Raw genomic sequence first — 20,781 nt, 5'->3', positions numbered from 1 at the left:
CGCCGCCGCGCGCGAGGGGTAGCCCCCATGTGGGGGCTTCACAGGCGACGTCTCGCCTGGTAAGAGCGGGCGCTACTCGACCGGCACGCCCACCGCGAGCACGTGCTGCTCGGCGATCGACCCGTCCTTGCGCGCCCGCACCTGCAGGATCGACGTCGAGGCCGGCGAGGGCCAGATCGAGCCCCAGTGCGAGGCGGGCATCCCGAGCGCGACGCCCACGATCGACTTGATCGCGACCGCGTGCGACACGAGCGCGACGCCGCGGGGCAGGTCCCGGCCGGACATGCAATGGTGCGCGTGCTCGCGCGCGAGCTCCTCGATGACGGCGTAGCCGCGCGCACCCACCTCGGCGATGGACTCGCCGCCGGGCGCGGACGTCTCGGCCCGCCGCCAGGCGTGGATGGCGTCGCCGTCGCGCTCGATGATCTCGGCGACCGTGAGGCCCTCCCACGCGCCGAAGTCGACCTCCTTGATGCGCGCCTCGGTCTCGACGTGCGCGCCGATGCGGCGGCCCACCGAGGCCGCCGTCTCCTGCGTGCGCACCATCGGCGAGGCGAGGATCCGCGTCACGTGGGGCAGGTGCATCCAGGTGCGCCGGCCCATGCCGTAGACGAGGTCCGCGGCCTTCGCGGCCTGCACGCGTCCCTGTCCGCTGAGGGCCGGCCCGGGCACGCCGGAGCCGGACATGCGTCGCGACGTCGTCATCTCGGTGACGCCGTGGCGCACGAGGACGAGCGTGAGCGGCGCGACGAGGTCCTCCTCGTCGGGCGAGAAGGGCGACTGCACGCGCGGCGCGGGGGACGATGCGGCGGGCACGTCGGACGCCGCCTCGCCGCCGAGGTCGGTGCCGTCGTCGAAGCGGTGCGCGTGGTGCGGGACCGCGGGCTCGACCTGGGTCTCCTCGGCCGGGTCGGGCATCGTCCCGTCGCTCACTTCTTGGCGCCGCGCACGAGGATGCGGCTGCACTCCTCGCAGCGAACGATCGTGTCCGCGGCCTTGGCCTCGATGTCGCGCAGGTCGCCCGGGTTGAGGACCGTGCGGCAGCCCAGGCACTGGCCCTGGGCGAGCGCGGCCGCGCCGATGCCGCCGTGGCTGGCGCGCAGCTTCTCGTACAGCGCGACGAGGCCGGCGTCGAGGCCGACCGCCGCGGCGGTGCGCTCCGACGCGAGCGTCTCGAGCTCGGCGTCGAGGTCGCGCCACGCGGCGTCGCGCTCGGCGGTGAGCTCGGCGAGCTGCGCCTCGATGGCCTCGACCTGCTCCTTGGCGGACGCGTGCTCCTTCTCGGCGGCGTCGAGCGCCTCCATGGCCTCGAGCTCGACCTCCTCGAGCGCCTCCTGGCGGCGTGCGAGCACCGCGAGCTCGGCCTGCAGCGCCTGGAGGTCCTTGGGCGTGCCCTGACCGGCCTCGAGGCGCGCGTTGTCGCGCGCCGCGCGATCGCGGACCACCTGGACGTCATCCTCGGCCTTCTGCACGGCGCGTCGCAGGTCGGAGGCCTTGGTGGCGGTCGCGACGCGGGCCTCGTCGAGGTCCGTCACGCGCGCGGTGAGCTCGTTGATCTGCTCGAGCACGGGCAGGTGGTCGCGGCGGTGACGGGCCTGCTGGGCGCGCAGGTCGATGTCCTGCACGTCGAGGAGGCGGATCTGGTCGGCTGCGGGGGCGGTGGGCACGGGTGGTTCTCCTTCGCGCTAGAAGCGCGCGGTCCAGGGGTCGGTGGTGAGGGTCGAGACGAGGGTGTCGATGCCGGTGGCGTCGCCGAGGTACTCGGCAGCCGCCTCCAGCCACGTCCACTCGGACGCGTAGTGGGCGACGTCGACGAGGTACGGGCGGCCGTCGCCGAGCAGCGCGGCCTCGCGGGCGTCGGACGCGGGGTGGTGGCGCAGGTCCGCGGTGAGGTAGACGTCCGCGCCCGCCTCGCTCGCGGCGGCGAGGAACGAGTCCCCCGAGCCGCCCACGACGGCGATGGTCTGCACGGTGCCGTCGAGGTCGCCCGCGACGCGCACGCCGTGCGACGTCTCGGGCAGCACGGTGGCGGCGCGCTGGGCGAACTCGCGCAGGCTGATGGGCGCGTCGAGCCGGCCGATGCGGCCGGTCCCCTGCTCCGCATCGTCCTTGAGCGGGACGAGCGGGAGCGCGCCGGAGACGCCGAGGACCTCCGCGAGCGCCTCGGCGACGCCGGTGCCGGCGTGGTCGGCGTTGGTGTGGGCGTTGTACAGCGCGATGCCGTTCTCGATGAGCGCGTGGATGACCGCGCCCTTCGGGGTGCCGGCGTGCACGGTGGTGACGCCGCGCAGGAGCAGCGGGTGGTGGGTGACGATGAGGTCGCAGCCGGCCTCGACGGCCTCCTGCACGACCGCCATGGTCGGGTCGACCGCGAACAGCGCGCGCGTGACCTCAGCGCCGGGCCGGCCGACGCAGAGCCCGTTGACGTCCCAGTCCTCCGCGAGATCGAGGGGGAAGCGCTTCTCGAGTGCGTCCATCACATCGGCCACGGAGGTCATGGGGCAAGGCTACTCGGCGCCGGTCCCGGCCGCGCCGCCCGGGCCGTGGATAGGCTGGCCGGGTGCCCGCGCCCGCCGACCGCCCCGCGTCCGGCCGCGCGCGTGTGTGGCGCCGGGTTGTCACCCTCGTCGTCGTCGCGGCGGTCCTGTGGGCGCTGTTCTCCCTCGGATCCCAGGTCGACTGGCCGGCCGTCGGCGACGCCCTCGGCACCCTCCCGTGGTGGAGCCCGCCGATCCTCGTCGCCCTCCTGCTGCTCCGTCAGCTCCTCAGCTCGGCGCCGCTGGCCCGCGTGGTCGAGGGCCTGGGATGGAAGCGCGCGCTGCACAACGAGATGGCCGCCAACCTGGTCGCGACCCTCGCGCCGCCGCCGTCGGACCTCGTGCTGCGCGTCGGGATGTTCCGCTCGTGGGGCATCGACCCGGTCGAGGGCATGGCGGGCGTCACCCTCACCACCGTCGTGTTCTGGGGCGTGCGCTTCCTCGCGCCGGTGCTCGGGCTCGGCGTCGTCGCGATCCGCGGCGTGGAGCGGCACGAGTGGTGGTTCGCCGTCGGCTCGCTCGCCATCGCGGCGGCCATCCTGGTCGCGCTCACGGTGGTGGTGCGGTCCGAGCGCTGGGCCCATACGCTCGGCCACCTGGGCGCGCGCATCGTCACCCGGTTCGGGCGCCCGGCGGACGGCGCCGTGTGGGCCGCGGCGGTCGGCGACTTCCGGTCGCGGGTCTCGGAGTCCTACCGACGCCACCTCATGCCCTCGATCGCGCTCGGCCTGGGCGGCGTGGTCGCGGAGGCGCTGATCCTGTTGGCGAGCCTGCGCCTCGTCGGCGTCGGCGCGAGCCTGTCCGCGGTCGAGATCGTGGGCGTGTTCCTGCTGCTCTACCCCCTCACGATTCTGCCGTTCCTGGGCTTCGGCGTGCTCGATGCGGCGCTCATCGCCGCGTGGCTCACCGACACTCCCGCGGTGCCGGAGGCGACGCTCGTCGCGGGCACGCTGGTGTGGCGCGCCGTGTCGCTGGGCGGCACCCTCGTCATCGGCGCGCTGTCGCTCGCGTGGTGGCGGTGGTCGACCCGTCGCACGGAGGCCGGGCCCCGCGGGTGAGCGGCTAGCTCGAGCGCGGGTCCGCGTCCGTGGGCGGCTTCGGGGTGAGGTGCGGCAACCCGGACGCACCGGGGCCGCCCCGGCTCGCGATCTCATCGAGCTTGGTCTCGAGATCGTTGATGCGCGAGAGGAGCTGCTGGCGGGTGACCTCCTCGCGCGCCTCCTCGCGCGCGTTGTCGCGCTCCTCCTCCGCCCCCTGGGTGAGGCTGACGAACCACGCGGCCACGGAGGCGGTGACGATACCGATGAGGGCGATGCCGATGAGCATGAGGATGGTCGCGACGACGCGACCCTCGATCGTCACCGGCGCATAGTCGCCGTACCCCACGGTGGTGACCGTCACCAGCGCCCACCACACCGCGTCGCCGATGTTGACGATCTGCGCGCCCTGGTGCCCGCGCTCGGCGTCGAGCATCGCGACCGACGCGATCCACAGGAGCAGCAGCACGGCGATGAGGATGGCCTGGGTCGACTTCACGACGCCCTTGCGGCTGGCGAGCATCGTCCCGGAGGTGAAGACCGACAGGATCTTGAGCGGGCGTGCGGCGGGGATCAGGACCGCGATGACGTCGAGCGGGTGCGTGAGCAGGAAGCGCCAGCGCCGCTCGTGCAGCGCGACGCGGATCACCAGGTCGACGATGAAGATCAGCCACACGAGGCTCTGGATCGTGAGCAGCGTCGCGCGCACGCTGCTCGGCAGCTCGTCGCGGAAGGCGATGCGCGCCGACCACACCACCAGGAAGACGAGGGCGAGCGCCGCCATCGTCCCGTCGGCGCGCTTGGCGAAGGCCTCGTACTTCGCGCCCTTCTTCAGCCCGCCCTCGTCCTCGTGGAGCTCGAACGACACGACCGCCTCCTCCTGGATCTGCCTGCGTGGTTCGAGGCTAGCGCGGCAGGCGCATCGTCCCGCCGTACGTCGCCGCGAGGCGGCCAGAACCGTTGTCGGGACCTCCGTCCCGCGCGCGACCCGCTGAGATAGGTAACGTGTTGCCTATCGACGCCGCACGGCGCCCGCCCCGAGGAGGGCAGCATCATGGCCACGATCCCCCGCACCCCGCTCGCGATGTCCGTCCCGCTGGCGATCCTCGCCGCGGTCGCCGCCGGCGCGGGCGCCCTCGACCCCGACCTCTACTCGCGGGACCTCGAGCACTTCGGCGTCCAGGCGGCCGCGCAGGACTGGGTCACGCTGCTGGTCGCGGTGCCGGCGCTGCTGGCCCTCGGCTTCACCGCCTGGCGCGGCTCGCGCGCCGCCTGGCTGCTGTGGCACGGTGCGGTCCTGTACCTCGCATACACGTACGCGATCGCATCGTTCATGGTGCAGTTCAACGGCCTCTTCCTCGTCTACACCACCACGTTCGGCCTCGCGTTCCTCACGCTCGCCGCGAGCCTCGCGACCGCGATCCGCAACACCCCGGCCGAGGCGTTCGGACCGCGCTGGCCCCGCCGCACCGTCGCGGGCACGCTGTGGGCGATCGTCGCGATGTTCGCGTTCCTGTGGCTGTCCGACATCGTCCCGGCGCTCCTGGACGGCACGGCTCCCGGATCGCTCGCCGAGTCCGGCACCCCCACCAACGGCATCGAGGTGCTCGACCTCGCGATCCTGCTGCCGACGCTCGCGCTCACCGGAGCCTGGATGCTGCGTCGCCTGGTCCGCGGCTACGTGCTGGCGATGGCGGCGCTCGCCTTCGCGGCGCTGCTCGCGCTGGCGCTCGTCGCGATGGTGGCCGGGCTGGTGGCCGCCGGCCTCGCGGAGAGCGCCGCACCGGCCGCGGTCTTCGCGCTGCTCGCGGCGGGTGCAGGCGTGCTCGCGGTCCTCGCCGCGCGGGCGACAGCGAGCGAGCCGGCGCGCGAGCGGACGGAGGCGATCGCCGCATGACCGGCCGGGACGATGCGGCGCGCACCCTGTTCGCGACGGTGTTCCTGCTGAGCCAGTCGTGGAAGAACCTGCTGGACGACATGCTCGCACCGGCGGGGCTGTCGGCCAAGCAGTGGATGCTTCTCGTGGCGATCGAGACTTTCGGCGACGAGGCGCCCACGCTCGGCGAGGCCGCCGACCGCTACGGGACCTCCCGGCAGGCGGCGAAGCAGCTCGCGCTGCGGCTCGAGCGCGCGGGGTTCCTGCGGATCGCGTCCGATCCGTCCGACGCGCGCACACTGCGCCTGCACCTCACCGCGCGGCACCGCGAGTTCTGGGACCGGCACGCCGCCGCGCACCTCGAGGGTCTAGCAGCGTTGTTCGCCGGGGTGGACGATGCGCCGCTGGTCACGGCGGCCGATGTTGCCACGGCGCTGCTCGCGACCGCGCGTGCGGCCGAGGGGCGGGGCGACGCGCGGTAGTGGGCCCTGCCGGACTCGAACCGACGACACCTGCGGTGTAAACGCAGTGCTCTAACCAACTGAGCTAAGGGCCCGCGGACCATTGTGGCAGGCCGACCGGGGCGCGCAGGACCCCTCAGGGACGCAGCACGGCGATCAGCAGCGCCGCAGCCCCGGCGAGAGCCCAGCTCACCAACGAGCCCACGAGGAACTCCTCCGCGGTCGACCCGCGCCCGCGGTCGCCCGAGATCTCCGGGAACCGGCCGATGCCCTTGGCCGCCATCAGCCCGACCACCACGCCCTCCGCACCCACCAGCGCCAACGCGGCGATGAGCCACCGCTCGAGCGGGCCGATGAAGCGCCCGCCCCGGAGGTGAGGCCTGGGCTCGGGCGCGGAAGGCGGCCCGTCGTCCGGCGCGGTGCGGGCGCGCGCGATCACGTCCCGACAGACGTCGTTCGAGGTGTGCGCGAGCAGGACCACGGCACCGATGCCGGCGATGACGGCGGCGACGCGGTCCGGCTCCCCGTCGATGACGAGCAGCAGCCCGCCGCCGATGATGAGCGCCGCCATCGCGAGATCCGCCGCGAACCGCCACCGCAGCACCAGCCAGGCGGCCGACCCGAGACCGAGCGCGGCCGCGCCCCACGCCCCGACGGCACCCGTGAGACCCGCCGCGACGATCGCGCCCACCAGCCACGCCGCGGACGCGATCAGGCGCGCGCGGTCCGGGCGCACCCAGCGCAGCAGCTCCGTGCCCGCGACCATCGCGACCAGGATCGCGGCGGTCATCGCGGCGCCCCGCCGACCGCCTCGAGCGCCTCGCGCAGCGCGATCGCGCCCGACCGGTGCGCCGCCTGCGACACCGCCGCCTGGCTGATCGACTCGACAGCCGCGAGCTGCGCCTGGGTCCGCCCCTCGATGAGCCCGGCGGCGATGCGCCGCTCGCGCGACTTCATGCGGCTGAGGACGTGATCGCGAAGGAGCAGGACTGCGGAGGCCATGATCGCATCGTCCCCCGAGGCTCCGACACACCAGGCGCGCACCGCCGCCTGACCCGCATCCTCGCGACGGTGCGCCTCGTCGATCGCCTCCCGCGCGCGCCACCACGCGCTGCCGTCGGAGATGTCGCCGTCGACGTCGACCACCTCGCCGAGGCCGATGCCGGCGCGGACCTCGATGCCGTCGGGCAGGATGAGAGCGGCGAGCGTGGTGACGCGGAGCGCGGCCGCGAGGTCGACGTAGACACCCTGGAACTCATCGCCCACGGTCGCGCCGAGGGGCCGCAGCGGCGCGGCGTCGCGCTCCGCACGCACGAACGCCTCGAGCACCGCCGCCTGCGCGCCGGCCCTGTCGTGGAGCTCGCGTGAGCGCACGATGTCGACGATGACTGCGGCAACCCTGTCCATGCAGGCCACAGTAACACTTATATATCCAAAATATAAGTGATTTAGCGGTCGCGTACACAGGGGCCCGGGACGGTCCGCCCTAGCCTGTGCGCATGACCGACCCCTCGCCCGTGCGCCGCCGCCGTGCGGACGTCACCACGACCGAGCTCGTCGGCGGCGTGGAACGCCGCACGATCGCGATCGCCGATCCCGACGCGGCGTGGTCGGCGACCTTCGCCGAGCATCGTGACCGCGTCGCGGCGGCGCTCGGACCGGTCGCGCGGTCGATCGAGCACATCGGCTCGACGTCGGTCCCCGGGCTGGCGGCCAAGCCGATCATCGACGTGCTCGTCACGGTCGAGGACATCACCGCCGAGGAGGACTACCTCCCTCCCCTGCTCGACGCGGGATACGTCCTGCGGGTGCGCGAGCCCGGGCATCGGCTGGTGCGGACGTCCCGGCTCGACGTGCACGTCCACCTCCTCGAGGTCGGGGCGCAGGCGGCCGACGACTACCTCGTCCTCCGCGACCGGCTGCGCCGGAGTCCCGAGGACCGGGAGTTGTACGAGGGCGTGAAGCGTGCGCTCGCGGCGCGTGACTGGCCCGACATAAACGCCTACGCGGACGCCAAGACGGCGGTGATCGAGGAGATCAAGTCGCGCGGACGCGGCACCTGACGGGCGCCGATGCGTCCGCAAGGACACTTATACACGCGCGATATCAGCAGATTCGCGGTGCCGGCGCGAGCCTCAGCCGAGCAGCGTCTCCACGGCCCCGCGGTACTCGGCGACGTCGCGCGCCTCGCCCTCGGGGTTGACGATCGCCCACCGCACCGTGCCTGCGGCGTCGACCAGGAACGAGCCGCGCGTCGCGAGGCCCTTGCGCGGGTTGAAGACGCCGTACTGGCGCGAGACCTCGCCGTGGGGCCAGAAGTCGGACAGCAGGTCCGCCTTGTACGAGTGCGTGTCCGCCCACGCCTTGAGCGTGTAGACCGAGTCGCAGCTCACCACGATCACCTTGAGCCCGTCGCGCGTGAGGAGGTCGTCCGCGGCGCGCAGGTCGATGAGCTCGTTGGTGCACGTGTCCGAGAACGCGAACGGCACGAAGACGAGCAGGTACGCGGTCCCGCTGAGGTCCTCGGACGTCACCGTGCGGCCGTGGGTGTCCGTCATGCGGAACTCGGGGGCCGGGTGGCCCACCAGGGGGTGGGTCACTTGGAGCGGCCCTTCTCGACCAGGTAGGTCGCGGTCCACCGGTTCCCGAGGACGAACGTGGAGGTGGCGTGCAGGCCGGCGACCGAGGCGGCCTCCTGCACGTCACGGGGCTGCACGTGGCCGGGCAGGCCCGCCTTGGGCGTGCACACGCACACCGCGGCGCCGTCGTCGAGCAACGTCTGGGCGTCCATGAGGAGGTCGGCGAGGTCGTCGTCCCCGTCTCGGAACCACACGAGCGAGCCGTCGGTCACGTCGCCGAAGTCCTCGTCGACGAGGTCCTCGCCCGTGACGGCCTCGATCGAGGAACGGAAGTCGGGATCCGTGTCCTCGTCGTAGCCGAACTCCTGGATGATCTGGCCGGCCTTCAATCCGAGCCTCGCGACCACGGCGTCGACCGCCGCCTGCGCGTCCTCCTGCGTCGCCACGGTGGCGGGACCCCCTTCGTCGGTGACTCACGTGCCTGAACACGTGCCTGGCGTCCACAGTAGAGGTACCGCGCTTCCCGGTGCAATCAGCCCGTGCGCGGCAGTCCCCGCGTGACGTTAACCTGTTCTGTGGCAAGCAATGTGGGGAACGCGGGCGAAACACGCCGCGCGAGCGCCCCAGATCATCCGGCGCGCCACCGCGCGCCCGACAGGAAGGTCACCTGTGGCACATCACGGCGAGGTCGACAAGGACCCGAGCGAGACCGATGAGTGGCTCGAGTCCCTCGATGGGCTGATCGAGTCCGGCGGCGAGAGCCGCGCCGAGTACATCGTGGACCAGCTGGTCGACCACGCGGCGAAGAAGCAGCTGAGCGTGCCGCTCAGCCTCAACACGCCGTACGTCAACACGATCCACGCCGACGACGAGCCCGAGTTCCCCGGCGACGAGGAGATCGAGCGCCGCTACCGCGGTTGGATCCGCTGGAACGCGGCCGTCATGGTGACCCGCGCGCAGGCGGCGGGCAAGGGCGTCGGCGGTCACATCTCGTCGTACGCGTCCGTCGCGACGCTGTACGAGGTGGGCATGAACCACTTCTTCCGCGGCAAGGACCACCCGGGCGGCGGCGACCAGGTCTACTTCCAGGGCCATGCGGCCCCCGGCGTGTACGCGCGCGGCTTCGTCGAGGGGCGCTTCGGCGCCGAGGACCTCGACTCCTTCCGCCAGGAGAAGTCCGGCCCCGGCCGCGGCCTCTCGTCGTACCCGCACCCGCGCCTCATGCCCGACACGTGGGAGTTCCCCACCGTGTCGATGGGCCTGGGCCCCGCCTCGGCGATCTACCAGGCGTGGACCAACCGCTACCTGCACATGCGCGGCATCAAGGACACGTCCGAGCAGCACGTGTGGGCGTTCCTCGGCGACGGCGAGATGGACGAGCCGGAGAGCCGCGGCATGCTGCAGCTCGCCGCGACCCAGAACCTCGACAACCTCACGTTCGTGGTCAACGCGAACCTGCAGCGCCTCGACGGCCCGGTGCGAGGCAACGGCAAGATCATCCAGGAGCTCGAGGCGTACTTCCGCGGCGCGGGCTGGAACGTCATCAAGGTCGTCTGGGGCCGTGGCTGGGATCCGCTGCTCAAGCGCGACAGCGACGGCGCCCTCGTCAACCTGATGAACACCGTCCCGGACGGCGACTTCCAGACGTTCCGTGCCGAGTCTGGCGCGTTCATCCGCGACCAGTTCTTCGGCGGCGACCCGCGCGCCAAGGAGCTCGTCAAGGACATGACGGACGACGAGATCTGGGCCCTCAAGCGCGGCGGTCACGACTACCGCAAGCTGTTCGCCGCCTACCAGCGCGCGACCACCATGAAGAACGGCAAGCCCACGGTCATCATCGCGAAGACCATCAAGGGCTACGGCCTGGGCTCGAACTTCGCGGCCCGCAACGCCACGCACCAGATGAAGAAGCTCGCCTCCGCGGACCTCAAGGTCCTGCGCGACACCTTCGACATCCCGTTCACGGACGAGCAGCTCGACGCCGACCCGTACAACCCGCCGTACTACCACCCCGGCTTCGAAGACCCGGCGGTGCAGTACATGCTGGAGCGCCGCCGCGCGCTCGGCGGCTTCGTGCCCGAGCGTCGCGACCCCCACAAGGAGATCGCGCTGCCGAACGAGAAGGCCTACGACCTCCTCGCGAAGGGCTCCGGCAAGCAGGAGGTCGCCACCACGATGGCGTTCGTCCGCCTGTTCAAGGACCTGGTCCGCGACAAGGAGTTCGGCCACCGCGTCGTGCCGATCATCCCGGACGAGGCCCGCACGTTCGGCCTCGACTCGATCTTCCCCAGCGCGAAGATCTTCAACACCAACGGCCAGAACTACCTGCCTGTGGACCGCGAGCTCATGCTCTCCTACAAGGAGTCCGAGCAGGGCCAGATCATGCACACGGGTATCAACGAGGCCGGCTCCGCCGCCGCGTTCCAGGCCGTGGGCACGTCCTACGCCACGCACGGCGAGGCGCTCGTGCCGTTCTACATCTTCTACTCGATGTTCGGCTTCCAGCGCACCGGCGACCAGTTCTGGGCCGCGGGCGACCAGCTCACGCGCGGCTTCATCATCGGCGCCACCGCGGGCCGCACCACCCTCACGGGTGAGGGCCTGCAGCACGCCGACGGCCACTCGCCGCTGATCGCGGGCACCAACACGGCGGTCATCCACTACGACCCCGCGTACGGCTACGAGATCCGTCACATCGTCAAGGACGGCCTCCAGCGCATGTACGGCAACGACGGTCGCGACCCGAACGTCATGTACTACCTCACGGTGTACAACGAGCCGTATCAGCAGCCGGCCGAGCCGGAGAACGTCGACGTCGAGGGCATCCTCAAGGGCATCCACAAGGTGTCCGACGCCCCCGAGGGCCACGGCCCGGAGGCGCAGATCCTCGCCTCCGGCGTGGGTGTGCCGTGGGCGTACGAGGCGCAGGAGATGCTGCTCCGCGACTACGGCGTCCGTGCCGCGATCTGGTCGGTGACCTCGTGGAACGAGCTGCGCCGTGAGGCCCTCGCGTGCGAGGAGGCGAACTTCCTCCACCCCGAGGAGGGCATGCGCACCCCGTACCTCACGCAGAAGCTGCAGGGCGCCGCCGGTCCGTTCATCGCGACCTCGGACTACGACCACCTCGTGGTCGACCAGATCCGCGCGTGGGTCCCCGGCGACTACGCGACGCTCGGTGCGGACGGCTTCGGCTTCTCCGACACCCGCGCTGCCGCCCGCCGCTTCTTCCACATCGACGGCGCCTCGACGGCGGTGCGCGTGCTGCAGCAGCTCGAGCGCCGCGGCGAGCTCGAGCCCGGCACCTACGCGGAGGCCATCCGCCGCTACGAGCTGCACGACGTCCGCAAGGGCACGTCGGGCAACGCCGGCGGCGAGGCCTGATCGCCTAGCGGCTCACGACCTGGGGCCGGAGCCCTCGTCCTCGGACGGGGCCTCCGGCCCTTCGTCTTGCCCCGGGGTCTCCGCCGGCTCGTCGACCGCGACGGGCTCGTCGTCCTCGGGGACGATGCGCTCCTCGCCGTCGTCCTCCGGCTCGCCCTCGTCGCCCGCGGGCTCGTCCTCGGCGACCTCGTCGCCCGGCTCCGCCGCCACATCGTCCTCCGCGGCGACCTCGTCGAGCTCCTCGCCGGGCTCCTCCTCCAGAAGCATGTCGTCGTCGGCGCCCTCGAGCGCGGGCTCGTCCGCGGCCCACGGGGCCGACGAGGCCCCGGCGCCGGGACCAGCGGCATCCGCCGCATCGTCCCCCTGTGACGCGAACGCGGACCGGCGTCGCACGGCCTCCTCGGCGGGTGGCGTGGCGATCTCGTCGGCCGGCGCGGCCGAGCGCTGCTCGGGCGGGGTCCACGCGGGCACGGGATCGATGTGGTCCACTGGCCTGCCGTCACCGGCGGACGCCTGCGCGCCCTCGCCCGCCGCGAAGCCGGCGGCCGCGGCCTCCAGGGCCCGCGCATCGTCGTCCGCGGCGCGCGCGAAGGAGCTCCGCACCGCGAAGGCCGCCCACGCGATCAGCAGGAGCAGGACCCCGAGCGAGATCCACAGCACCTTGAGCGTGTTCGTCGCGAAGACGCCCGCGGGCGCGACCTTGACGTAGCCGTCGAGCTCGCACCGGACGGATCCCCCGGACATGCTGCCGTACGCGTGGTACACGCCGGTGGGCTCGAGCCAGGAGCGGTCCGTGATCCACGTGATCGCGTCCGCGACCACCACCTCGCCCGACATCTCCTGCCCCTCCGGGGCGCCCTCGGACGTCACCGTGCGGATCGGGATCGCGAAGCCGCCGATCATCACGCCGGCGACACGGTCCGTCACGGAGACGGGCGTCTCCGACGCCGCGGTCCACGTCACGACGCCGTCGGCCGGGACGTCGAGCGGGGTGAGCGCGGCGGTGCCATCCGGCGCGACCGTGGTGTCCCCCACCGTCGCCTCCACGGTGCAGCCGTCGGAGAGGGAGCCCGGGCGCACCAGCTCCCCGATCCCGGTGAGCGCGACGCCGCCGAGCACGCCGGCGATCGCGACCACCGCCGTGTAGCGCCCGCGGGCGCGCGAGGGGTCCCGCGTCAGCAGCCCGGCGACGAGGATCATGGCGAGCGCCACGACGCCGAACAGCACCGTCCGGCCGGGATCGATCACCCCGAGCTGCCACAGCAGCCCCACCGTCACCAGGCCGAGCAGCAAGCCCAGCACCATCCCCAGCAACGGACGCGGTCGTGGCGACATCTCTTCTCCTGCTCTCGAGCCTGCTGCCGACGCTACCGGCGACAAACCCGACAGCAGCGGCGACTCTCGGCAAAGCCCTCAATCCGGACAACGCGAACGGATCTCGGCGCGACACGCCGGGCGCCGGCGCCGTCTCCCGCGCCCGCCACGGCGTGTCGCGGCGCACTCCGTTCGCAGTGTCGGAGGGGAGGGTTGTGGAGAGCCACAGCGGGGGGACGATGCGGCGGCCCACCTCCCGCACGTCGCGCCACCCGCGCGTCCCGCCGCGTTGTGCCGATCCCACAAGCGCCCGCTACGCTGGCCCGCATGGTCACCCCGGACATGCGCGCCGAGACGCTGCGCCGCCTGCGCGCCGGGACGGGTCGCCTCGCGACGATCGCGCTCAAGAAGCTCGACGCCGACTACCCGTGGTTCCGGGAGCTGCCCGCGCAGGAGCGCTCGTGGGTCGGCTCCGTCGCGCAGGCCGGCATCGCATCGTTCGTGGCGTATTTCGCGGACCCGCACGCGGGCCACCGCGGCACGCTCGAGATGTTCGCCTCCGCCCCGCCGGAGCTGACGCGGACCATCTCGCTGCAGCACACCCTGACGATCGTGCGCACGTTCGTGTCGGTGGTCGAGGACCACTCCGACGAGTTCGCGGCCGCTGGCGCGGAGGCGCACCTGCGCGAGGCGATCCTCCGCTACTCGCGCGAGATCGCCTTCTCCGCCGCCGAGGTCTACGCGCGCGCCGCCGAGTCGCGCGGCGCGTGGGACGCGCGGCTCGAGGCCCTCGTCGTCGACGCGCTCGTGCGCGGCGAGGTGGACGACGACCTGCCGTCGCGCGCGGCCGCTCTTGGCTGGAAGCCCGGCGCCACGGTCGTGATGGTGGGCCGCACCGACGGCCCGCTCGGCGAGGTCCAGTCGGCCGAGCTGCGCCGCACCATCCGCCGGGCCGCGCACGGCGCGCTGGTCGGCATCCACGGTGAGGACCTCGTGGTCATCGCGCGCCTCGACGGCGACCTCGACGAGCTCCACGCCACGCTGCTGCCGTGCTTCGGCCCCGGACCCGTCGTGGTCGGCCCGCCCGCGGTCACGCTCGTCGAGGTGGCGCGCTCGACGCGCGCGGCGATCCACGGCGCCACCGCGGCACCCGCGTGGGCGCTCGCGCCGCGGCCGGTCAACGCCGACGACTTGCTGCCCGAGCGGGTGCTCGTGGGCGACGCCGCCGCCGCGGACCGCCTCATCGCCGTCGCGTACGACCCGATCGCCTCCGCGGGCGGCTCGCTCAAGGAGACGGTCGCGACCTTCCTCGACTGCGGCCGCTCGCTCGAGCTGGCGAGCCGGACCATGTTCGTGCACGCCAACACGGTCCGCTACCGGCTGCGCAAGGTGGCCGAGCTGACCGGCTGGGACGTGCTGTCGACCCGCGACGCGCACGTGCTGCAGATCGCGTTCGCGCTGGGCCGACTCCGCGACGCCAACACCCCGCCTTTGTAGGTTTCCGACAAGAACTCGCGCCCGAATCGGTACCCTGACGCCGCGGAGGGCCCTCGCATGTGAGGCAGGCTATAACCCGTGATCGCCATTCTCTGTCCCGGCCAGGGTGCCCAGACGCCCGGGATGCTCGCCCCGTGGCTCGAGCTGCCCGAGGTCGCCGCGTCCCTCGCCTCGCTCTCGGAGGCCGCCGGCGTCGACATCGTCCGCCACGGCACGGAGTCCGACGCGGACACCATCCGCGACACCGCCATCGCCCAGCCGCTGCTGGTCGCGACCGCGATCGCCACGGGCCGCGCACTGCTCGGCGGCACCGCTCCCGCGCTCGCCGCGGGCCACTCGGTCGGCGAGCTCGGCGCGGCCGCGCTGGCGGGCGTGCTCACCGACGCCGACGCGATGCGTCTCGTCGCGGTGCGCGGCGCCGCGATGGCCCGCGCCGCCGCATCGTCCGAGGCGACGTCCATGGCCGCGGTGCTCGGCGGTGACGCCGCCGAGGTGGCGGCCGCCCTCGCGACCCACGGCCTCACCCCCGCGAACGTCAACGGCGGCGGCCAGGTGGTCGCCGCGGGCGCCAAGGCGGCGATCGACGCGCTGCTCGCGGAGCCCCCGGTCCGCGCCCGCGTCATCGAGCTGCAGGTCGCCGGCGCGTTCCACACCACGTACATGATCCCCGCGGTCGCGGACCTGGACGCCGCCGCCGCCGAGGTCTCCCCCGGCGAGCCGGCCGGCGTGCTGCTGTCCAACGCGGACGGCGCCCAGGTGGCCGACGGCGCCGACGCCCTCGCGCGCATCGTCCGCCAGGTCGCCAACCCGGTCCGCTGGGACCTGTGCATGGAGACGATGCTGTCGCTGGGCGTCACCGGCATCGTCGAGGTCGCCCCGGGCGGCGTCCTCACCGGCCTCGCCAAGCGCGCGATGAAGGGCGTCCCGTCCGTCGCGCTCAAGACCCCCGACGACCTTGCCGCCGCCCGCGAGCTTCTGGAGACCGCCGCATGACCACCCTCAACGTCCGCCGCGGACCCGAGTTCACCCGCATCCTCGGCCTCGGCGTCGCCCGCGGCGAGAACGCCGTCCCGAACGACGACCTCATCGAGCCGATCAACTCGTCCGACGAGTGGATCCGCAAGATGACGGGCATCGTCACGCGCGTCCGCGCGAACGAGGACACCTCGGTGATCGACCTGTCGGAGCGGGCCGCCCGCGACGCGATCGCGCAGGCCGGCATCGAGCCTGACGAGATCGACGCGGTCATCCTGTCGACCATCTCGTACCCGCGCATCACGCCCGGCGGCGCGCCCGTGCTGGCGGACCGCATCGGCGCGACGCCCGCCGCGGCCTTCGACATCTCCGCCGCGTGCGCCGGCTACTGCTACGGCATCGGCCAGGCCGATGCGCTGGTGCGGTCGGGCGCGGCCCGCTACGTCCTCGTCGTGGGCGCGGAGAAGCTGAGCGACTTCGTCGACCCGGCCGACCGGTCGATCTCGTACCTGCTCGGCGACGCCGCGGGCGCGGTCGTCATCGGCGGCTCGGACGCGGCCGGCATCGGCCCCACGGTGTGGGGCTCGGACGGCTCCGCCTCGGAGCTCATCAAGCAGGACCACACGTGGCTCGAGATCCGCGAGGACCGCGACCTGCCGTTCCCGACCCTGCGCCAGGAGGGCCCCAGCGTCTTCAAGTGGGCGTCGTTCAAGATGGCCCCCGTCGCCCTGCAGGCGATCGAGGCCGCGGGCCTCACGCCCGATGACATCGACGTGTTCATCCCGCACCAGGCGAACCTGCGCATCATCGACCAGATGGTCAAGCAGATCGGCCTGCCCGAGAGCGTGGTCGTGGCGAAGGACATCGTCGACTCCGGCAACACGTCCGCGGCGTCGATCCCGCTCGCGACGGAGCGCGTGCTGCGCGACGGCGTCGCGAAGAGCGGCGACGTCGCCCTGCAGATCGGCTTCGGCGCGGGCCTGGTCTACGCCGCCCAGGTGGTCGTCCTCCCCTGACGGAGGGCGCCACGGTAAGTTCACACACGTTCGCAACGAACATGGCGCCCCGGCGCCACGACACGAAGGAGCAGCAATGGCACTGTCCAAGGATGAGGTCCTCGCCGGTCTGGCCGAGATCGTCTCGGAGGAGACGGACATCGACACCGCCGAGGTGACCCTCGAGAAGTCGTTCACCGACGACCTCGACATCGACTCGCTGTCGATGATGACCATCGTGACCCTCGCGGAGGAGAAGTTCGACGTCCGCATCCCCGACGAGAAGGTCAAGGACCTCGTCACCGTCGGCGACGCCGTCGACTTCATCGCCGCGGCCTAAGCACCGCAGCACCCCCGTCCCTCACCACCCCACCCTCTCGGAGGACCGCCCATGAACGTCGTCGTCACCGGACTCGGCACCACCTCGCCGCTCGGCGGGGACGTCGCCAGCACCTGGGAGGCCGCGCTCGCCGGCCGCTCCGGCGTCCGCACGCTGGAGAACGACTGGGCGGAGCAGTACGGCGTGCCGGTGACCTTCGCCGGTCAGCTCGTCGTGCCGCCGTCCGAGGTGCTCTCGCGTCCCGAGACCAAGCGCATGGACCCGTCCGCCCAGATGGCGATCGTGGCCGCGCGCGAGGCCTGGGCGGACGCCGGGCTCGCCGAGGCCGAGGTGGACCCCGAGCGCCTCGGGAGCATCGTCTCCTCGGGCATCGGTGGCGTGTGGACGCTGCTGACGGCATGGGACACGGTGAAGGAGCGGGGCGCCTCGCGCGTCCTGCCCCTCACCGTGCCCATGCTCATGCCGAACTCCCCCACGGCGTACGTGTCGCTGGAGTTCAAGGCCCGTGCGGGCGCGCACGCCCCGGTCTCCGCCTGCGCGTCGGGCGCCGAGGCCATCGGCATGGGCTTCGAGATGATCCAGTCCGGCCGCGCCGACATCGTGATCTGCGGCGGCACCGAGGCCGCGATCCACCCGCTTCCCATCTCCGCCTTCGCGGCGATGCAGGCGCTGTCCAAGCGCAACGACGACCCGCAGGGCGCGTCCCGTCCGTACGACGTGAGCCGCGACGGCTTCGTGCTCGGCGAGGGCGCCGGCGTGGTGGTCCTCGAGTCCGAGGAGCACGCCAAGGCCCGCGGCGCGCGCGTCTACGCGAGCCTCCTCGGCCTCGGCATGACCGCCGACGCCCACCACATCGCCGCGCCGGAGCCCAACGGCGCCGGCCAGACCCGCGCCATGGAGCTCGCGCTCGAGCGCGCGGGCCTCACCACCGCGGACGTCGCGCACGTCAACGCGCACGCGACCTCCACCCCCGTCGGCGACATGATCGAGGCACGCGGCATCCGCTCGCTGCTCGGCTCCCACGCGGACCAGGTGCTGCTGTCCGCGACCAAGTCGATGACCGGCCACCTCCTCGGCGGCGCCGGCGCGCTCGAGTCCGTCTTCACGGTGAAGGCGCTCGAGACCCGCACCGCTCCCCCGACGATCAACGTCACCGAGCCCGACCCCGAGCTCCAGGTGGACCTGGTCCGCGACACGCCGCGCGCGCTGCCCGAGGGCCAGATCGCGGCGATCAACAACTCGTTCGGCTTCGGCGGCCACAACGTCGCCCTGGTCTTCGGCGTCTGACCTGGGTTAACGTCGGGGCGTGAGGCGCCCGATACGCGCGGTCCTGTCCCTCGTGGGAGTTCTCGCCGTCGCGGGCTGCCTCGGCGGCGGGGCGACGTCGTCGCCCAGCAACGCCCCTCCGGTGTCGCAGGAGCCGACCTCCTTCGACAGGACGCTCGGCCGCTACGCGCTCGAGTACGAGGTGGTCGACGAGGCCCTCGCGGGCCGCGCCGCCACCGCCGCCGCCGACGCCTCGATCTACCTCGCCGCGCCCCTGCTCACCACGGGCACCCAGGCGGTGCTCGAGCTGCGCGGCGACCTCTCGCCGGTCGAGGTGATGGACGTCTCCGGCTCGAGCCTCGCGGCGCTGTCCACCACCGACGACGCGCTGTTCGGGCTCAGCCGCGCGTGCCTGTCGGACAGCGGCGGCTACGCCTTCTGCGCCCGCATCACGACGTTCGACGCCGGCATCGCGATCGACGAGTCGACCGAGGCGTTCGACCTCGACCACCACGCCATCGTCCTCGACGAGGACCGGGACGGCTTCTGGGCCGACCGCTACGTGCCGGTGCCCTGCGACGATGACGTCTACCCGTGCGGCCTGAGCGACGAGCCGCTCGAGCGCGTGTACGACTGCGAGGTGGTGCACGTGCGCGCCGGCCGGGCGGTCTGGGAGTGGTCCGCGCTGGAGCACTTCACCGACGCGATGCTCGACACCGCCTCCGGCACCGCCGTGTACGCGCCCGTCGACCCGTTCCACTGCAACTCCGTCCAGCCGTCCGACGACGGCGCGACCGTGTACGTGTCGATGCGCCACCCGAGCACCGTCATGGCGATCGACGTCGCCTCGGGCGACATCCTGTGGACCTTCGGCCAGGACGACAGCCCGCTCGCGCTCGCCGTGGACGACCCCGACGGCCTGCTGGGCGACCGCGCGGTGCTGAGCGGCCAGCACGATTTCCGCTGGCTGGGCGGCGACCGCTTCTCCGTGTTCGACAACAGCTCCGGTGGCGCGGGCGTCGCCCGCGTCGTCGTGTTCCAGGTCGCGGACGGCACCGCGACCATCGAGAACGTCATCGGGGACCCCTCGGGCCGCGAGTCACGATGCACGGGCTCGGCCCGTCCCCTCGACGAGGACGAGACCTTCTGGGCGGTGTCCTGGGGCTGCAGCGAGTCCGGGGTGTCCGTCGTCACCGCCGACGGCCGCGAGGCCGCGCGCATCACGGTGGATCTCGAGGCGGGCGTCGAGAAGGAGATCCTCACGGACGTCGCGATCGAGCAGCCGGAGCTGGGCTATACCGTCAGCTACCAGGCCGTGGTGGGGCCGCCGGGACTGCTCGGCTGACGCATCGTCCCCCGGCGCGATCGCCCCGGGGCGCGGCGCTCAGGCGATGCCGCGCTCGAGGCTCGCGAGGGCGCGGTCGATGACCTCGACGATGGGCTCGTCCGAGTGGCTCGCCCACCACACCGCGGACGCGACGATGCAGCCCGTGATCGCCTGGCCGGCGGTGCGCGCCTCGAGGCTGTCCTCGTCGAGGTGCTCGGCCTTGGCGACCTGCCGGGACAGGCCCTCGGTCATATCGCCCAGTCCGCCGATGCCGGCCGCGAAGACCTCGGAGGAGGCACCGATGATGCGTAGCCGCACGCGCGTGATCTCCTCCTCCTCGCCGGGCACCTCGAGCGTGTCGCGCATCGCGGCGCGCAGGCCCGCCATCCCGGGCGGAGTCGCGGGGTCCGCGAGCAGCTCCGCGAGGCGCCGGTACGTGGCGAAGAAGTCGCGCCACACCAGGTCGGCCTTGTTCTCGAAGTGCCGGAACAGCGTGCGGCGGGACACGCCCGACCGCTCCGCGATGTCGTCCATCGAGACGGCGGCGTAGCCGCGCTCCGCGAAGAGGGTCGCGGCGATGCGCGCGATCTGGTCGGGATCGGCGATCTGGGGACGGCCGGGACGGCGGTGCTCGCTCACCTGATCACCCTAACCCGCCTGGTCCGCGCCCACACGGTCAGCCCACGCGGTGGAGCCACCGGACCGGCGCGCCGTGACCCGCGTAGCGGAACGGCTCGAGCTCCTGATCCCACGCGGTGCCCAGCGCGAGGTCCATCGCGCGCTGGAAGTCGCCCATGGTCTCGCCGTTGTCGAGCGCGGCGCGGATGCGGTCCTCCGGGACCACGGTGTTGCCGTGCACGTCGATGACGGCGTGGAAGATGCCGAGCGACGGGGTGTGGGACCAGCGGCCGCCGTCGGCGCCGAACGACGGCTCCTCGGTGACCTCGTAGCGCACGTGCTCCCAGCCGCGCAGCGCGGACGCGAGGCTCGCGCCCGTGCCCTGCTGGCCCTGCCACGCCACCTCGGCGCGCAGCAGCCCCGAGCCGGCGGGCTGGTCCGTCCAGTCGAACGAGGCGCGCGAACCCAGCACTCCCTGCGCCGCCCACTCGATGTGCGGAGTCATCGCGCGGGTCGCGGAGTGCACGAAAAGGACACCACGGGTGATTGCTGCCATGACCCTTTCCTTCCTTTGAGGT

The 20,781-nt window shown here is 72.8% G+C and carries 22 protein-coding genes and 1 tRNA gene; 11 read left to right on the top strand and 12 right to left on the bottom strand.

Annotation, left to right across the window (positions count from 1 at the left end):
• Positions 1-72: 72 nt before the first annotated feature.
• From AOM02_RS08770 to AOM02_RS08760, 3 genes are read right to left on the bottom strand one after another with little or no spacing between them, the layout of a single operon-like run.
• On the bottom strand, positions 73-933 hold the full coding sequence (locus AOM02_RS08770; protein ID WP_062298779.1) for a histidine phosphatase family protein: 861 nt from the start codon (positions 931-933) through the stop codon (positions 73-75).
• Entirely contained in the window at positions 930-1,667 is a 738-nt protein-coding gene (locus AOM02_RS08765) for a zinc ribbon domain-containing protein (protein WP_062298778.1), read from the bottom strand. The genes AOM02_RS08770 and AOM02_RS08765 overlap by 4 nt, the downstream gene beginning before the upstream one ends.
• An 18-nt stretch (positions 1,668-1,685) precedes the next feature.
• Positions 1,686-2,498 (bottom strand): Nif3-like dinuclear metal center hexameric protein, encoded by an 813-nt coding sequence (locus AOM02_RS08760; RefSeq protein WP_062298777.1) that lies wholly within the window; start codon positions 2,496-2,498, stop codon positions 1,686-1,688.
• Between the two features lie 62 nt (positions 2,499-2,560).
• Here AOM02_RS08760 and AOM02_RS08755 point away from each other — a divergent pair, with 62 nt between their 5' ends.
• Positions 2,561-3,595, top strand: a complete 1,035-nt coding sequence (locus AOM02_RS08755; RefSeq protein ID WP_062298776.1) for a lysylphosphatidylglycerol synthase domain-containing protein — start codon at positions 2,561-2,563, stop codon at positions 3,593-3,595.
• 4 nt (positions 3,596-3,599) lie between these two features.
• Here AOM02_RS08755 and AOM02_RS08750 read toward each other — a convergent pair whose 3' ends face one another.
• Complete coding sequence (locus AOM02_RS08750; protein WP_062298775.1) at positions 3,600-4,442, bottom strand: potassium channel family protein; 843 nt, start codon at positions 4,440-4,442, stop codon at positions 3,600-3,602.
• A 186-nt stretch (positions 4,443-4,628) separates the two neighbouring features.
• Here AOM02_RS08750 and AOM02_RS08745 point away from each other — a divergent pair, with 186 nt between their 5' ends.
• Both AOM02_RS08745 and AOM02_RS14320 read left to right on the top strand, forming a co-directional pair.
• Positions 4,629-5,471, top strand: coding sequence for a hypothetical protein (locus AOM02_RS08745; protein WP_062298774.1), 843 nt, complete (start codon positions 4,629-4,631; stop codon positions 5,469-5,471).
• On the top strand, positions 5,468-5,932 hold the full coding sequence (locus tag AOM02_RS14320; RefSeq protein WP_062298773.1) for a MarR family transcriptional regulator: 465 nt from the start codon (positions 5,468-5,470) through the stop codon (positions 5,930-5,932). The genes AOM02_RS08745 and AOM02_RS14320 overlap by 4 nt, the downstream gene beginning before the upstream one ends.
• On the opposite strand, the gene AOM02_RS08735 is transcribed toward AOM02_RS14320, so the two are convergent.
• The 3 genes from AOM02_RS08735 to AOM02_RS08725 form a co-directional block, all read right to left on the bottom strand.
• Positions 5,933-6,006, bottom strand: a tRNA-Val gene (locus AOM02_RS08735).
• Between the two features lie 41 nt (positions 6,007-6,047).
• Positions 6,048-6,701 (bottom strand): hypothetical protein, encoded by a 654-nt coding sequence (locus tag AOM02_RS08730; protein ID WP_062298772.1) that lies wholly within the window; start codon positions 6,699-6,701, stop codon positions 6,048-6,050.
• Positions 6,698-7,318 carry a SatD family protein gene (locus tag AOM02_RS08725; protein ID WP_062298771.1) on the bottom strand — a complete coding sequence of 207 codons (621 nt, stop codon included), beginning with the start codon at positions 7,316-7,318 and terminating at the stop codon, positions 6,698-6,700. The genes AOM02_RS08730 and AOM02_RS08725 overlap by 4 nt, the downstream gene beginning before the upstream one ends.
• A gap of 92 nt (positions 7,319-7,410) precedes the next feature.
• Between AOM02_RS08725 and AOM02_RS08720 the strand changes: the two genes are divergently transcribed.
• Positions 7,411-7,974, top strand: a complete 564-nt coding sequence (locus AOM02_RS08720; RefSeq protein WP_062298770.1) for a GrpB family protein — start codon at positions 7,411-7,413, stop codon at positions 7,972-7,974.
• A 72-nt stretch (positions 7,975-8,046) separates the two neighbouring features.
• On the opposite strand, the gene AOM02_RS08715 is transcribed toward AOM02_RS08720, so the two are convergent.
• Together AOM02_RS08715 and AOM02_RS08710 are read right to left on the bottom strand one after the other, a co-directional pair.
• Positions 8,047-8,511, bottom strand: a complete 465-nt coding sequence (locus tag AOM02_RS08715) for a redoxin domain-containing protein (RefSeq protein WP_082104988.1) — start codon at positions 8,509-8,511, stop codon at positions 8,047-8,049.
• Complete coding sequence (locus tag AOM02_RS08710) at positions 8,508-8,936, bottom strand: DUF3052 domain-containing protein (protein WP_062298769.1); 429 nt, start codon at positions 8,934-8,936, stop codon at positions 8,508-8,510. The genes AOM02_RS08715 and AOM02_RS08710 overlap by 4 nt, the downstream gene beginning before the upstream one ends.
• Positions 8,937-9,159: 223 nt before the next feature.
• On the opposite strand from AOM02_RS08710, the gene aceE reads away from it, so the two are divergent.
• Positions 9,160-11,871 (top strand): pyruvate dehydrogenase (acetyl-transferring), homodimeric type, encoded by a 2,712-nt coding sequence (gene aceE, locus AOM02_RS08705; protein ID WP_062298768.1) that lies wholly within the window; start codon positions 9,160-9,162, stop codon positions 11,869-11,871.
• Between the two features lie 12 nt (positions 11,872-11,883).
• On the opposite strand, the gene AOM02_RS08700 is transcribed toward aceE, so the two are convergent.
• Positions 11,884-13,206 carry a hypothetical protein gene (locus AOM02_RS08700; RefSeq protein WP_156156157.1) on the bottom strand — a complete coding sequence of 441 codons (1,323 nt, stop codon included), beginning with the start codon at positions 13,204-13,206 and terminating at the stop codon, positions 11,884-11,886.
• A 306-nt stretch (positions 13,207-13,512) separates the two neighbouring features.
• Between AOM02_RS08700 and AOM02_RS08695 the strand changes: the two genes are divergently transcribed.
• From AOM02_RS08695 to AOM02_RS08670, 6 genes are all read left to right on the top strand, one after another.
• Positions 13,513-14,682, top strand: coding sequence for a PucR family transcriptional regulator (locus AOM02_RS08695; RefSeq protein WP_082099359.1), 1,170 nt, complete (start codon positions 13,513-13,515; stop codon positions 14,680-14,682).
• Between the two features lie 78 nt (positions 14,683-14,760).
• Positions 14,761-15,675, top strand: a complete 915-nt coding sequence (locus AOM02_RS08690) for an ACP S-malonyltransferase (protein WP_062298765.1) — start codon at positions 14,761-14,763, stop codon at positions 15,673-15,675.
• Positions 15,672-16,673: a beta-ketoacyl-ACP synthase III gene (locus tag AOM02_RS08685; protein ID WP_062298764.1), complete on the top strand. Its 1,002-nt coding sequence runs from the start codon at positions 15,672-15,674 to the stop codon at positions 16,671-16,673. The genes AOM02_RS08690 and AOM02_RS08685 overlap by 4 nt, the downstream gene beginning before the upstream one ends.
• 76 nt (positions 16,674-16,749) lie before the next feature.
• Positions 16,750-16,992 carry an acyl carrier protein gene (locus AOM02_RS08680; RefSeq protein WP_062289298.1) on the top strand — a complete coding sequence of 81 codons (243 nt, stop codon included), beginning with the start codon at positions 16,750-16,752 and terminating at the stop codon, positions 16,990-16,992.
• Between the two features lie 51 nt (positions 16,993-17,043).
• Entirely contained in the window at positions 17,044-18,279 is a 1,236-nt protein-coding gene (fabF, locus tag AOM02_RS08675) for a beta-ketoacyl-ACP synthase II (RefSeq protein WP_062298763.1), read from the top strand.
• 19 nt (positions 18,280-18,298) lie between these two features.
• Entirely contained in the window at positions 18,299-19,603 is a 1,305-nt protein-coding gene (locus tag AOM02_RS08670; RefSeq protein WP_156156156.1) for an arylsulfotransferase family protein, read from the top strand.
• Between the two features lie 39 nt (positions 19,604-19,642).
• On the opposite strand, the gene AOM02_RS08665 is transcribed toward AOM02_RS08670, so the two are convergent.
• Positions 19,643-20,224 (bottom strand): TetR/AcrR family transcriptional regulator, encoded by a 582-nt coding sequence (locus tag AOM02_RS08665; RefSeq protein ID WP_062298761.1) that lies wholly within the window; start codon positions 20,222-20,224, stop codon positions 19,643-19,645.
• A 37-nt stretch (positions 20,225-20,261) separates the two neighbouring features.
• Positions 20,262-20,759: a DUF3145 domain-containing protein gene (locus tag AOM02_RS08660; RefSeq protein WP_062298760.1), complete on the bottom strand. Its 498-nt coding sequence runs from the start codon at positions 20,757-20,759 to the stop codon at positions 20,262-20,264.
• Positions 20,760-20,781 lie beyond the last annotated feature (22 nt).

The sequence above is a fragment of the Demequina maris genome (assembly GCF_000971155.1).
Lineage (GTDB): Bacteria > Actinomycetota > Actinomycetes > Actinomycetales > Demequinaceae > Demequina > Demequina maris.
The sequence above is the reverse complement of the archived record's forward strand: the minus strand, read 5'-3'. Positions and strand labels throughout refer to the sequence as shown.

What these genes read in the sequence shown, in the direction of transcription:
- AOM02_RS08760 (WP_062298777.1), bottom strand. Translation starts at nt 2,498, where the DNA reads ATGACCTCCGTGGCCGATGTGATGGACGCACTCGAGAAGCGCTTCCCC.
- AOM02_RS08745 (WP_062298774.1), top strand. Translation starts at nt 4,629, where the DNA reads ATGGCCACGATCCCCCGCACCCCGCTCGCGATGTCCGTCCCGCTGGCG.
- AOM02_RS14320 (WP_062298773.1), top strand. Translation starts at nt 5,468, where the DNA reads ATGACCGGCCGGGACGATGCGGCGCGCACCCTGTTCGCGACGGTGTTC.
- AOM02_RS08730 (WP_062298772.1), bottom strand. Translation starts at nt 6,701, where the DNA reads ATGACCGCCGCGATCCTGGTCGCGATGGTCGCGGGCACGGAGCTGCTG.
- AOM02_RS08725 (WP_062298771.1), bottom strand. Translation starts at nt 7,318, where the DNA reads ATGGACAGGGTTGCCGCAGTCATCGTCGACATCGTGCGCTCACGCGAG.
- AOM02_RS08720 (WP_062298770.1), top strand. Translation starts at nt 7,411, where the DNA reads ATGACCGACCCCTCGCCCGTGCGCCGCCGCCGTGCGGACGTCACCACG.
- AOM02_RS08700 (WP_156156157.1), bottom strand. Translation starts at nt 13,206, where the DNA reads ATGTCGCCACGACCGCGTCCGTTGCTGGGGATGGTGCTGGGCTTGCTG.
- AOM02_RS08695 (WP_082099359.1), top strand. Translation starts at nt 13,513, where the DNA reads ATGGTCACCCCGGACATGCGCGCCGAGACGCTGCGCCGCCTGCGCGCC.
- AOM02_RS08685 (WP_062298764.1), top strand. Translation starts at nt 15,672, where the DNA reads ATGACCACCCTCAACGTCCGCCGCGGACCCGAGTTCACCCGCATCCTC.
- AOM02_RS08680 (WP_062289298.1), top strand. Translation starts at nt 16,750, where the DNA reads ATGGCACTGTCCAAGGATGAGGTCCTCGCCGGTCTGGCCGAGATCGTC.
- fabF (WP_062298763.1), top strand. Translation starts at nt 17,044, where the DNA reads ATGAACGTCGTCGTCACCGGACTCGGCACCACCTCGCCGCTCGGCGGG.
- AOM02_RS08660 (WP_062298760.1), bottom strand. Translation starts at nt 20,759, where the DNA reads ATGGCAGCAATCACCCGTGGTGTCCTTTTCGTGCACTCCGCGACCCGC.